This window comes from Pseudomonas sp. A-RE-22, assembly GCF_019956035.1.
Lineage (GTDB): Bacteria > Pseudomonadota > Gammaproteobacteria > Pseudomonadales > Pseudomonadaceae > Aquipseudomonas > Aquipseudomonas brassicacearum.
Genome location: NZ_JAHBCZ010000032.1, coordinates 1 through 12,160 on the forward strand (window position 1 = coordinate 1; position 12,160 = coordinate 12,160).

Below are 12,160 nucleotides of genomic sequence, written 5' to 3' on the forward strand. Positions count from 1 at the left end.
AGTGGAGAGGTGAGTGGCAGCATGGGCTCCCACACGTGCTTTAAGCACTTCGGGCGTTCAGCTTGCCGCCCACCGCTCTCACCTTCAGTCTAATCGCAGCGCAAGACACAAGCGGGCTTGCTCGCGAAGGCGTTCTCCCAGACGCCGACAATCACCCCGCCTTGCGCAACGCCTCAACCAATTCCTGCTTACGCATCTTCGAGCGCCCGGGAATGTTTTTCGCCCGGGCCTCCTTCATAAAGCTGTCCACTGTCTGGGTCGCGTGGGAGGCTTTACTGGTGCGCGGGTGACCTTCGCGGGTCTTGGCGGCGCGCCGGGCCGATTCCTTGCGGTCGGTTTTCTTGGCCGTCGCCGGTTTTTCCTTGCCAGAACCACCGGAGCGTTCGCCACCACCGGACTGTTTGTTCACGGTCGCCCAGGCGCGTGCCTCGGCTTCGTTCTCGGACACACCTTTTTTCTCGTAGCTTTTTTCAATGTGTGCGGCCTTGCGCTTTTGTTCGGCGGTGTATTTGTCTTTGCTTCCACGAGGCATGGGATGTTCCTCCTCAAATGTCTGAGCAGAGGCTACTGGCTGGCGGCGCCACCTTCGGAGCCCGAACCACCGGTCGTGGTTTTCGAGCCCACCCCGGTGTCGGCGTTATCAGGCGCTGTCGAGTCCGGTGTATTCATGCCGCCCTGACGACCCGTGTCATTACCCTGCACACGCGGATCGGTGCCGGTGGCGGGTGGCTGGCCATTGTTCAGGCCACTGCCGGTGCCGTCGGTGTTCAGCTTGGGCAGGCCTTCGGTTGCGGGAGAGTTGGGCGCCTGTACCGGGTCGGTCGGCCCGGTGCCGGAGGTCGAAGCCGCGAAAGCCACCGACGACAGCAGCGCGGCGAAGGTGAATGCGGTCAGCCTTTTAGTGATCATGAGTGTCGCCTCCATTTTTCAGAATGCTTACCTGATCTTGGGCCTCGCTGGATTTGGGTTTGTGCCTCGGGCGCGACGAATGGTCTAACCGTCGAGTCCGGCCTCTTCCATGAATTGCTCCATGAAGCTTTTCAGTTTTTCGTGGCGGATCAGCGCCATGTGTTGCCCGGTGGCAGTCTGGAAACCGTCGGCCAGGTGCAACAATTTGGTCTGGAAATGATCGAGGCAGAAACGTCGATCATCGTAATCCCGGGACTTGGCCTGCGGATCCTGAGGGTCATAGAGTGCACTGCCCATGCGTCCGGCTACATAGAATGTGCGGGCCACCCCGAGCAGGCCCAATGAGTCGAGGCGGTCGGCGTCCTGGAGAATTTTGGCTTCGAGTGTGATCGCTGCGATATTGGCCGAAAAACTGTGAGCCTCGATGGCATGGGCAACGGCGCTGATTTTTTCGTCTGGCCAGTTCAGTGTCGACAACAGTGTCGATGCCTTATCCGCTGCCAAGCGAGAGGCCTGGGCGCGCAGCGGTGAATTTTTTTCCACCGCCACGCAGTCATGCAGCAGCGTTGCCGCCAGCAGGATAAGCAGGTCTGCGCCTTCATGACGGTGGAGCAAGCGTACGTTGTGCCAGACCCGTTGCAGATGTGACAGATCGTGAGCGCCATCCTCCGATGGCTCCAATGCGTGAGGCAGCAGCTGGGCAGCGACGGTTTGAAAAGGTGCAAAGGCGGCAGCGGTCATGACAGATCCTTTGTATGTCGGTACTTCGAGGATTCGTGGACGATGTTCATTTTCATATGTGACGAGCGCCCCGTGGCGGCTTAGTATGGCGCTTTCAATTGGCTACAAGGCCTGTTCATGTCCATCGAGATCCGTCCTGCGCAACCCAGCGATGCGCCTCAAATCCTTGCCTTCATCACCGAGTTGGCCGATTACGAAAAGGCCCGCCACGAAGTCATCGCCAGTGTGGCGGACATCGAGCGCAGCCTGTTCAGCGAGGGCGCAACGGCCCACGGGTTGATCTGCCTGCGTGATGGCGTGCCGATTGGCTTCGCGGTGTTTTTCTTCAGTTATTCCACTTGGCTGGGCAGCAACTGCCTGTACCTCGAAGACCTGTACATCACGCCTGACCAGCGCGGTGGCGGGGCGGGCAAGACGTTGCTGCGCCATTTGGCGAAAGTTGCCTGTGACAACGATTGCGGGCGCTTCGAATGGAGCGTGCTGGACTGGAACACGCCGGCCATCGAGTTCTACAAATCCCTCGGCGCGCAACCACAGGAAGAGTGGGTGCGCTACCGAATGGACGGCAAGGTGCTACGGGATTTTGCTAACGGCAACTGAGCATTTCATGAGTGCGCGGCGCACGCGTATTCGGCAAACCCCGGGCGCTGCTCAAGGCGTTTGCAGTAGGCGGCCACCGCAGGATAGTCCGGGCGTTCCATGGGCGCCTGGCGCCAGCGGTGCACCGACAAGCCGATGAGCACATCCGCAAGGGAAAACGCCGTACCGGCCACATAGGCGCCGGTGCGGTTCAATTGCTGTTCCAGCAAACCCATCTTCTCGTTCCAGCCTTTGATGCCGGCGGCGATGCGTTGCGGGTCCTGGAAGTCCGGATTCTTGCGTACCAGGGCGTGGAATGCGTAGCCCCATGACGGGTTGAGCTCTGTGGCTTGCCAGTCCATCCACTGCTCGACACGCGCCCGTGCGGCAGGCTCGACAGGCAGCAGGTCGCTGCGCCCATGCTTGCCCACCAGGTAACGGCAAATGGTATTGGACTCCCAGAGCACACCGTTCTCATCAATGATCACCGGCACCTGGGCATTGGGATTCAGAGCGAGGAAATCCGGATCCTGGGTCGAAGAAAAACCAATGCCCCAGTCTTCGCGCTCGTAGGCGATTTCCAGTTCCTGGCAGGTCCACAGCACTTTTCTGACGTTGATCGAGGAAGTGCGGCCGAGGATTTTCAGCTGTTGTCCCATTACTTTTTCCCTGAGTTGTTTGGCGTCCGATCAGAAACGTAGCAGGGTCTTGGGCGGATGGCGATTGGCTTTGTGGTGGATATGAAATATCCCAATATGTGGGAGAGATATTTATATATTGAGATTTTGCTGCGCCCAGGTTTATAGTCCGTTCACTCACTGCCAAAAAACAGAACAGGTGAAGCGGATGCAGGCGCAATTGATCGCGCTCGATTGGGGGACCACCTCATTACGGGCTTACAAACTCGCAGCCGGTGGCGAGGTGCTCGAGCAGCGCTCGCTGTCATCGGGGATCATGCAGTTGCCTTCCGGGCCGCGAACCGTGGCCGGCCGGGTGTGCATCGACGGTTTCGAACTGGCCTTCGACGAAGCCTGCGGCGACTGGCTTGATGCTCAGCCAGGCTTGCCTGTCATCGCCTGTGGCATGGTCGGCAGTGCTCAAGGCTGGCGTGAAGCGCCTTACTGCGACACACCCGCCAACGTCGCCAATCTCGGACATTCTCTACGAACCGTTCGCAGCCTTCGCGGTGTCGATGTGCACATCGTGCCGGGCGTGATTCAGCGTTCACGCTTGCCCAATGTCATGCGCGGCGAAGAAACCCAAGTGCTCGGCGCCTTGCACAGCCTGCCGGACGAAGCGGTGCTGATCGGCTTGCCCGGCAGTCATTCGAAATGGGTGGAAGTGGCCGATGGCTGCATCGTGCATTTCGACACCTTCATGACCGGCGAGATCTTCGCCGTGCTCAGTGACCACAGCATTCTCGGCCGCACCCAGCAACGGAGTACGACCTTCGATGGCGTGGCCTTTGATCGTGGCGTACAGGTGGCGTTGTCGGTGGATGGCCAGATCGGTCCGTTGTCCACGGTGTTCAGTGCCCGCAGCCTGGGCTTGACCGGCGAACTGGAGGCCAGCGCCCAGGCCGATTACCTCTCGGGCCTGCTGATCGGCCATGAGCTGACGGCGCTGGCCGAGGTGCAGCGTCGGCGACGCGACAGCCTCCACCTGCCGACGGTGGTGCTGATCGGCAACTCCCAACTCTGTGTCCGTTATCAACGGGCCCTCGACGCCTGCGGCTTCGCCCGGGTGGTCCTGGCCGAACAGGCCACCGAACGCGGTTTGTGGCAACTGGCCGTGGCGGCCGGGTTGCTCGATTCCACCGCCCCCTGAACCTGACTGGAGGTCTGACATGCTCACACAAGCACTGGCGCACAACGGGCTGATCGCGATCCTGCGTGGTCTGCGTCCCGAAGAGGCGGCGGCCATCGGCGAAGTCCTGTACAGCGCCGGATTTCGCGTCATCGAAGTACCGCTCAATTCCCCCGAACCGTACGAAAGCATCCGCATCCTGCGCAGTACCTTGCCCGCCGATTGCCTGATCGGTGCCGGTACCGTGCTCACGCCGGAACAGGTCGAGCAGGTGAAAGCCGCTGGCGGCCAAGTGATCGTCATGCCCCACAGCGATCCGAAGGTGCTGCGTGCGGCGAAAGCGGCGGGCTTGTACCTGTCGCCAGGCGTCGCCACGCCCACCGAAGCCTTTGCCGCGCTGGCCGAAGGCGCCCATGTACTGAAGATGTTCCCCGCCGAGCAAATGGGCCCGGCGGTGGTCAAGGCCTGGCTCGCGGTGCTGCCGGCCGGGACCGTGCTGGTGCCGGTGGGCGGGATTACCCCGGACAACATGGCGGTGTTCGTCGAAGCCGGCGTCAAGGGTTTCGGCCTTGGTTCCGGGCTGTTCAAGCCGGGCCTGACAGCGGATGAAGTGGCGGTGCGCGCCAAGGCCTACGTGGCCGCATGGAACGCCTTGAACTGAAGACTTTTCCAGCGCCCCGTGCGCTGCATCTGACAAGAGAGACAACAAGATGAAAATCACCAAGCTGACCACGTTTATCGTTCCGCCGCGCTGGTGCTTCCTCAAGGTCGAGACCGACGAGGGCGTGACCGGTTGGGGCGAGCCCGTGGTCGAAGGCCGTGCCCACACGGTGGCGGCGGCTGTCGAGGAATTGTCCGACTACCTGATCGGCAAAGACCCACGCAACATCGAAGACATCTGGACCGTGCTCTATCGTGGCGGCTTCTACCGCGGCGGGGCCATTCACATGAGCGCCCTGGCCGGCATCGACCAGGCGCTGTGGGACATCAAGGGCAAGGCCCTGGGCGTGTCGGTCAGCGACCTGCTGGGCGGCCAGGTGCGCGACAAGATCCGTGTGTATTCGTGGATCGGCGGCGACCGGCCGGCCGACACCGCTCGCGCGGCGAAAGAAGCCGTGGCGCGGGGCTTCACCGCTGTGAAGATGAACGGCACCGAAGAGCTGCAGTTTCTCGACACCTTTGAAAAAGTCGACCTGGCCCTGGCCAACGTCGCGGCGGTGCGGGACGCGGTGGGGCCGAACGTCGGCATTGGCGTGGACTTCCACGGCCGGGTGCACAAGCCGATGGCCAAGGTACTGATGAAGGAACTCGATCCCTACAAGCTGATGTTCATCGAAGAGCCGGTGCTCAGCGAAAACTACGAAGCCCTCAAGGAGTTGGCGCCGCTGACCAGCACCCCGATCGCTCTGGGCGAGCGCTTGTTCTCGCGCTGGGACTTCAAACGTGTACTCAGCGAAGGCTACGTGGACATCATTCAGCCGGATGCATCCCACGCCGGGGGTATCACCGAGACCCGCAAGATCGCCAACATGGCCGAGGCCTATGACGTGGCGCTGGCGCTGCACTGCCCGCTGGGCCCGATCGCCCTGGCGGCGTGCCTGCAACTGGACGCGGTCTGCTACAACGCCTTCATCCAGGAACAGAGCCTGGGCATCCACTACAACGAGAGCAACGACCTGCTGGATTACATCAAGGATCCGCAGGTGTTCGACTACGACAAGGGCTTTGTGAAGATCCCGAACGGCCCGGGCCTGGGCATTGAGATCAACGAGGAATACGTCATCGAACGCGCGGCCATCGGCCACCGCTGGCGCAACCCGATCTGGCGCCATGCCGATGGCAGTTTTGCCGAGTGGTGAGTCACGCCTGACTCTCTCGGTTTGATCGTTCCCACGCTCTGCGTGGGAATGCAGCCAGGGACGCTCCGCGTCCCTCAAGAGCCGAACGCAGAGCGTCCGTAGAGGCGTTTCCACGCAGAGCGTGGGAACGATCGGGCGTGCTCGACTCCTCAATAAACATAAAAAGAGGCACCTCACATGCAAGCGCACACCCTGAGCGCGCAGGCGTCGTTGGTGACGCCCAGCCGCAAGCGTTTTTTCATCATGGTCCTGCTGTTCATCACCGTGGTGATCAATTACCTGGACCGCAGCAACCTCTCGATCGCCGCTCCCGCACTGACCAGCGACCTGGGCATCGATCCGATCCACGTCGGGCTGATTTTCTCGGCGTTCGGCTGGACCTACGCCGCCATGCAGATCCCTGGTGGCTGGCTGGTGGACCGGGTGCCGCCGCGGATTCTGTATAGCGTGGCCCTGCTGTTGTGGTCGGTGGCCACGGTAATGCTGGGTTTCGCCGCCAGTTTCATCGCGCTGTTCGTACTGCGCATGGCGGTCGGTGCCCTGGAAGCGCCGGCTTATCCGATCAACAGCCGCGTGGTCACCACCTGGTTTCCTGAGCGCGAGCGAGCCACGGCCATCGGTTTCTATACCTCCGGGCAGTTTGTCGGGTTGGCCTTCCTGACCCCGGTATTGGCCTGGCTGCAACACGCCTTCGGTTGGCACATGGTGTTTGTCGCCACGGGCGCGGTGGGCATTATCTGGGCGGCGATCTGGTACGCGGTGTATCGCGAACCGCGGGATTTCAAAGGTGCCAACGCCGCCGAAATCGAACTGATCCGCGAAGGCGGCGGGCTGGTGGATATCCAGGCCGATACCGCCAAGGTCAAGGCCAAATTCAGCTGGACCGACCTGGGGATTGTCCTGACCCAACGCAAGTTGTGGGGCATTTACCTGGGGCAGTTCTGCCTCAACTCCACGCTGTGGTTTTTCCTGACCTGGTTCCCGACCTACCTGGTGAAATATCGCGGCATGGACTTCATCAAGTCCGGCCTGCTGGCGTCGTTGCCGTTCCTCGCAGCGTTCGTCGGCGTGCTGTGTTCCGGGTTCTTCTCCGACTGGTTGATTCGTCGTGGCGCCACCGTAGGTTTCGCGCGCAAGCTGCCGATCATCGGTGGACTGCTGATCTCGACCTCGATCATCGGCGCCAACTTCGTCGAGTCGACGCCGCTGGTGATTGCCTTCCTGGCCTTGGCGTTCTTCGGCAATGGCCTGGCGTCGATCACCTGGTCGCTGGTCTCCACACTGGCGCCGGCGCGACTGCTCGGGTTGACCGGTGGGGTGTTCAACTTCATCGGCAACCTGGCGGCCATCGCCACGCCGATCGTCATTGGCTTTCTCGCCAGCGGCGATTCGTTTGCCCCGGCCATCACCTATATCTCTGTCCTGGCACTGGCTGGCGCGCTGTCCTACATCCTGCTGGTCGGGAAGGTCGAGCGCATCGAGTTGTAGTCCGACGGGGCGGGCGACCATAATGCCGCCCGTTCCCCGCTCACTGTTGAAGGCCGGCTATGCAGCAAGACGATCCAAAAATCACCAAGGACGCCGCACCTACGGGCACGCAGACATTGTTGCGTGGCCTGGGGGTGGTCCAGGCGGTCGCCAGCGGCGCCCGTGACTTGAAGGAAATCGCCCGGCTGATCGGCACCACCCGCAGCACCACCCATCGCCTGGCCAGTTGCCTGGTGGATGAGCGTTACCTGCGCGTGGTGCCGCAAGTGGGCTACCTGCTGGGGCCGAAATTGATCGAGCTGGGCTTTCAGGCCCGGGAAGAGTTGCCACTGGTGAGCCTGGCGGGGCCGTACCTGGACGAGCTGTCGGCGCTTACCGGGGACACCGTTCACTTGGCGATTCGCGAAGGTGACGAAGTCTTGTACCTGCTGAAGAATCCGGGGCGCAACGGCCCGGAAATGCGCTCGCGCGTAGGCCATCGGATGCCGTTGGCGCGCACTGGGATCGGCAAGGCGCTGATGCTCGATGACTCGCAGGAACAATGGAAGCGGCTGTATGAAATCAGCCTGCCAGCCGGTGGGAAGAATCAATTCTGGCCCCAGCATCAGGAGCAATCCTGGGAACAGTTCCAGCAACGGATGGTGGAGTATGTGGCGGGGGGCTATGCCTTCGACCTGGAAGACAACGAACCGTCGATTCGCTGTGTGGCGGCGCCGATCCGTGACGCCGGCAAGCGCATTGTTGCCGGCATCAGCATCGCCAGCACCGTGCCGTACATGCCGCTGGAAAAGATGGCCGAGCTGATTCCCCTGGTCAAAGGGGTCACAGCCCGGTTGTCGGCGGAACTGGGCGCCAAGGTTTGACGAACGTCAGGCCTTGAGCGTGGCCATGTCGATGACAAAGCGGTATTTCACATCCCCGGCGATCATGCGGCTGTAGGCCTCGTTGATCTGGCGGATGTCGAGCATTTCAATGTCGCAGCTGATGTTGTGTTCGGCGCAGAAATCCAGCACTTCCTGGGTTTCGGCGATACCGCCAATCAACGAACCGGCCAGGACCCGACGGCCCATGATCAATTTTGCCGCGTGTACCGGCGGATCGATCGGCTCGACCAGACCTACCAGGATGTGCACTCCGTCGAAACGCAGCGTGTCGAGGTAGGGATTGAGGTCGTGCTGTACCGGAATGGTGTCCAGCAGGAAGTGGAATCGTCCGGCTGCTGCGGCCATCTGTTCGGCGTCGGTGGATACGATCACATGGTCCGCGCCCTGGCGACGGGCTTCTTCGGCCTTGCTCGCCGAGCGGGTGAACAACGTGACTTCTGCGCCCAAGGCCTTGGCGAACTTGATGCCCATGTGGCCCAGGCCGCCCATGCCCAGCACGCCAACCTTGTCGCCAGCCTTCACGCCATAGTGCTTGAGGGGCGAGTAGGTGGTGATGCCTGCGCAGAGCAGTGGTGCGGCGCTGGCCGGGTCGAGTGCTGCTGGAATGCGCAGCACAAAGTGTTCGTTGACCACGATGCTGTTGGAGTAACCGCCCATGGTGTGGCCGCCGCTCACACGGTCCGGGCTGGCGTAGGTCTGGGTCATGCCTTCGAAACAGTATTGCTCCAAGTCAGCGCGGCAGGCTTCGCACTCGCGGCAGGAGTCGACCATGCAGCCTACGCCCACCAGGTCGCCAACCTTGTAGCGGGTGACGTCCGCGCCGACGGCGGTGACTTTGCCGATGATTTCGTGGCCGGGCATCAGCGGGTAAACGGCGATGCCCCATTCGTTGCGGGCCTGGTGGATGTCGGAATGGCAGACGCCGCAGTAGAGAATGTCGATCGCCACATCGTCGGCTCGCGGGCTGCGACGCTCGAATTTCATGGGGGCGAGGGGAGTGGTGGCCGACTGGGCGGCATATCCGATGGCTGTGTACATGATGGACCTCGCTAAGCAATGAACGTTGAGGGTTTCATTCTGGGAGTCCCGGCGACAGGTGGCGATGGCGATTCCTCCGCCTGTCATGCCTAATCCTCCGGTCTTGGCCAGGATCTGATCCTATGTGACGCCAGACCTGCGATGATGGTTTCATCCCTTTTTTCGTGAAGTTTTCGCCCATGTTGTTGACCCGCCATCTCGATGCCAACGCTACGCTGGTTTCATTGATAGAACCCTTGGCGACCCGCGACGGTTTCGTCCCGACGCCACTGCCCGGCGTACATGCGCTTCGGGCCAGCCAGGACGTCGCCCGTGGCCCGCAGCTCTACGAGCCGAGCCTGGTGATCATCGCCCAGGGAAGCAAACTGGCGTACCTGGGACCGCGCACACTGGAATATGGCGCCGGGCACTATCTGATCCAGGCCTTGCCGGTGCCGTTCGAGTGCGAAACCTACGCCATGCCCAATGCTCCGCTGTTTGGGGTTTCCGTTGCGATCGATCGGGCGATGCTGGGGGAGTTGGTACTGGCCATGGGGCTGGTGCCGGGGCGGAACCTGGCGCCCCAGACGCCGGAATCAATGACCTGCGCAGTGCTCGATGACGCCATGCGTGGGTGTGTCGAACGCTTGTTGCGTTGCTTGCACGACCCACTGGAATGCCAGGTCATGGGCCAGGCGCGGCTGCGGGAGTTGTTGTTCGTCGCGTTGCGCGGGCCCCAGGCCGATGTGCTGCGGGCGCTGGTGGAGCAGCAAGGCCAATTCGCCCGGATTGCCGCGGCCCTGGGCCATTTGCATGCGCACTTCACCGAGCCGCTGAACGTCGAGACCTTGGCCAGTTGCGCGAACATGAGCGCCTCGACCTTTCATGAGCATTTCAAGCGCAGCACCTTGCTGTCGCCAGTGCAGTACCTCAAGCGCTTGCGCCTGCTCAAGGCCCAGCGGCTGCTGCTCACCGAGGGCATGGGCGTGGCCCAGGTCGCGCACCAGGTGGGGTATCAGAGCTCGTCGCAGTTCAGTCGGGAGTACAAGCGCTACTTCGAGCGCAACCCTGGGGAAGAGCGCGCCGCTTGATCCACTGATATCACCCCCTGTGGGAGCGAGCTGTGGTACTGCTTGGATGGCAGGCAACAAAAAGGCCCCCATTACGGGAGCCTTGATGTTCAGCGCAATGGCTTACATGTTCGGGTAAGTCGGTCCGCCAGCGCCTTCCGGCGACACCCAAGTGATGTTCTGCGAAGGGTCCTTGATGTCACAGGTCTTGCAGTGCACGCAGTTCTGGGCGTTGATCTGGAAGCGCTTCTCGCCGTCTTCCTTGGTCACCACTTCGTACACGCCGGCCGGGCAGTAGCGCTGGGCCGGTTCGTCGTACAACGGCAGGTTCTTGCTGATCGGGATGCTCGGGTCGGTCAGCTTCAGGTGGCAAGGCTGTTCTTCTTCGTGGTTGGTACCGGAGATGAACACCGAGCTGAGTTTGTCGAAGCTGATCTTGCCGTCCGGTTTCGGGTAGTCGATTTTCTTGCAATCGGCTGCCAGCTTGAGGCAGGCGTAGTCGGGCTTGGTGTCGTGCAGGGTGAACGGCATTTTGCCGCCAAGGATGTTCTGGTCGAACCAGTTGAAGCCGCCACCGATGATCGCGCCGTATTTGTGGATCGCTGCACCGAAGTTGCGGCTGGCGAACAGCTCTTCATACAGCCAGCTGCTCTTGAAGCTGTCGACGTAGGCGGTCAGTTCATCACCGCCTTCGGACTCGGCGAACAGGCGATCGGCCACGGCGTCGGCGGCAAGCATGCCGGACTTCATGGCGGTGTGGCTGCCCTTGATCTTGGCGAAGTTCAGGGTCCCGAGGTCGCAACCGATCAGCGCGCCGCCCTTGAAGACCATTTTCGGCAGCGAGTTCAGGCCGCCCTTGCAGATGGCACGGGCGCCATAGCTGACACGCTTGCCACCTTCCAGGTACTGCTTGAGCACCGGGTGATGCTTGAGGCGCTGGAACTCGTCGAACGGCGACAGGAAAGTGTTGCTGTAGGACAGGTCGACGATCAGGCCGACCACTACCTGATTGTTTTCCAGGTGATAGAGGAAGGAACCGCCGGTGTTCTCGGTGCCCATGATGTCCAGCGGCCAGCCGGCGGTGTGCACCACCAGGCCAGGTTGATGCTTGGCCGGGTCGATTTCCCAGATTTCCTTCAGGCCGATGCCGTAGTGCTGGGCGTCGGCCTCGCTGTCCAGGTTGAAGCGCTTGATCAGTTGCTTGCCGATGTGGCCGCGGCAGCCTTCGGCGAACAGCGTGTATTTGCCACGCAGTTCCATGCCAGGGGTGTACAGGCCTTCCTTCGGATTGCCTTCGCGGTCGACGCCCAGGTCGCCGGTGATGATCCCGCGCACCACGCCGTTCTCGTCGAACAGCGCTTCCTGGGCGGCGAAACCCGGGTAGATTTCCACGCCCAGGTTCTCGGCCTGCTGGGCCAGCCAGCGGCACAGGTTGCCCAGGGAAATAATATAGTTGCCTTCGTTGTGCATGGTCTTGGGCACAAAGAAGTCAGGGATTTTGCTCGCGGCCTCGGCGTTTCTCAGGACATAAATGTCATCACGCACGACGGGCGTGTTCAACGGGGCGCCGAGTTCTTTCCAGTCCGGGAACAGTTCGTTCAGGGCGCGGGGCTCGAACACCGCACCGGAGAGGATGTGCGCACCGACCTCGGAGCCTTTTTCGACCACGCAGACGCTGATTTCCTTACCGGCTTCGGCGGCCTTCTGTTTCAGTCGGCAAGCGGCAGACAGGCCAGCGGGGCCGGCACCGACGATGACCACGTCGAATTCCATGTATTCGCGTTCCACAGGGCTATCTCCTACTCAA

The 12,160-nt window shown here is 61.7% G+C and carries 13 protein-coding genes; 7 read left to right on the plus strand and 6 right to left on the minus strand.

From position 1 onward, the window contains the following. Positions 1–151 precede the first annotated feature (151 nt). The 3 genes from KGA89_RS16245 to KGA89_RS16255 form a co-directional block, all read right to left on the minus strand. The gene (locus tag KGA89_RS16245) at positions 152–532 is read right to left on the minus strand and encodes a Rho termination factor N-terminal domain-containing protein (protein ID WP_223472038.1); all 381 of its coding nucleotides are present in this window, start codon (positions 530–532) and stop codon (positions 152–154) included. 32 nt (positions 533–564) lie between these two features. Then, positions 565–909, minus strand: a complete 345-nt coding sequence (locus KGA89_RS16250; RefSeq protein ID WP_003204218.1) for a hypothetical protein — start codon at positions 907–909, stop codon at positions 565–567. Between the two features lie 84 nt (positions 910–993). Then, positions 994–1,650 (minus strand): HD domain-containing protein, encoded by a 657-nt coding sequence (locus KGA89_RS16255; protein ID WP_003204216.1) that lies wholly within the window; start codon positions 1,648–1,650, stop codon positions 994–996. A 117-nt stretch (positions 1,651–1,767) separates the two neighbouring features. On the opposite strand from KGA89_RS16255, the gene KGA89_RS16260 reads away from it, so the two are divergent. Continuing rightward, positions 1,768–2,250, plus strand: coding sequence for a GNAT family N-acetyltransferase (locus KGA89_RS16260; protein WP_003204214.1), 483 nt, complete (start codon positions 1,768–1,770; stop codon positions 2,248–2,250). Between the two features lie 5 nt (positions 2,251–2,255). On the opposite strand, the gene KGA89_RS16265 is transcribed toward KGA89_RS16260, so the two are convergent. Beyond that, complete coding sequence (locus tag KGA89_RS16265; protein ID WP_003204212.1) at positions 2,256–2,888, minus strand: glutathione S-transferase family protein; 633 nt, start codon at positions 2,886–2,888, stop codon at positions 2,256–2,258. Positions 2,889–3,075: 187 nt separating this feature from the next. Here KGA89_RS16265 and KGA89_RS16270 point away from each other — a divergent pair, with 187 nt between their 5' ends. The 5 genes from KGA89_RS16270 to KGA89_RS16290 all read left to right on the plus strand — a co-directional run bounded on the left by KGA89_RS16270 (position 3,076) and on the right by KGA89_RS16290 (position 8,245). Further along, complete coding sequence (locus KGA89_RS16270) at positions 3,076–4,056, plus strand: 2-dehydro-3-deoxygalactonokinase (RefSeq protein WP_003204210.1); 981 nt, start codon at positions 3,076–3,078, stop codon at positions 4,054–4,056. A 19-nt stretch (positions 4,057–4,075) separates the two neighbouring features. Next, positions 4,076–4,696, plus strand: coding sequence for a 2-dehydro-3-deoxy-6-phosphogalactonate aldolase (locus tag KGA89_RS16275; RefSeq protein WP_003204208.1), 621 nt, complete (start codon positions 4,076–4,078; stop codon positions 4,694–4,696). A gap of 49 nt (positions 4,697–4,745) precedes the next feature. Next, positions 4,746–5,894: a galactonate dehydratase gene (gene dgoD / locus KGA89_RS16280; protein WP_003179439.1), complete on the plus strand. Its 1,149-nt coding sequence runs from the start codon at positions 4,746–4,748 to the stop codon at positions 5,892–5,894. Positions 5,895–6,071: 177 nt separating this feature from the next. Beyond that, positions 6,072–7,382, plus strand: coding sequence for an MFS transporter (locus KGA89_RS16285; RefSeq protein WP_003204206.1), 1,311 nt, complete (start codon positions 6,072–6,074; stop codon positions 7,380–7,382). 59 nt (positions 7,383–7,441) lie between these two features. Then, on the plus strand, positions 7,442–8,245 hold the full coding sequence (locus KGA89_RS16290) for an IclR family transcriptional regulator (RefSeq protein ID WP_013693986.1): 804 nt from the start codon (positions 7,442–7,444) through the stop codon (positions 8,243–8,245). 6 nt (positions 8,246–8,251) lie between these two features. Here KGA89_RS16290 and KGA89_RS16295 read toward each other — a convergent pair whose 3' ends face one another. Further along, a complete protein-coding gene (locus tag KGA89_RS16295; RefSeq protein WP_003204202.1) occupies positions 8,252–9,304 on the minus strand; it encodes an NAD(P)-dependent alcohol dehydrogenase in 1,053 nt (350 codons plus the stop codon). A gap of 179 nt (positions 9,305–9,483) precedes the next feature. Between KGA89_RS16295 and KGA89_RS16300 the strand changes: the two genes are divergently transcribed. Beyond that, positions 9,484–10,374 carry an AraC family transcriptional regulator gene (locus tag KGA89_RS16300; RefSeq protein WP_003204200.1) on the plus strand — a complete coding sequence of 297 codons (891 nt, stop codon included), beginning with the start codon at positions 9,484–9,486 and terminating at the stop codon, positions 10,372–10,374. Positions 10,375–10,476: 102 nt separating this feature from the next. Here the strand turns inward: KGA89_RS16300 and KGA89_RS16305 are convergent, their stop codons facing one another. Continuing rightward, positions 10,477–12,141, minus strand: coding sequence for an electron transfer flavoprotein-ubiquinone oxidoreductase (locus KGA89_RS16305; protein WP_003204198.1), 1,665 nt, complete (start codon positions 12,139–12,141; stop codon positions 10,477–10,479). Positions 12,142–12,160: the final 19 nt, after the last annotated feature.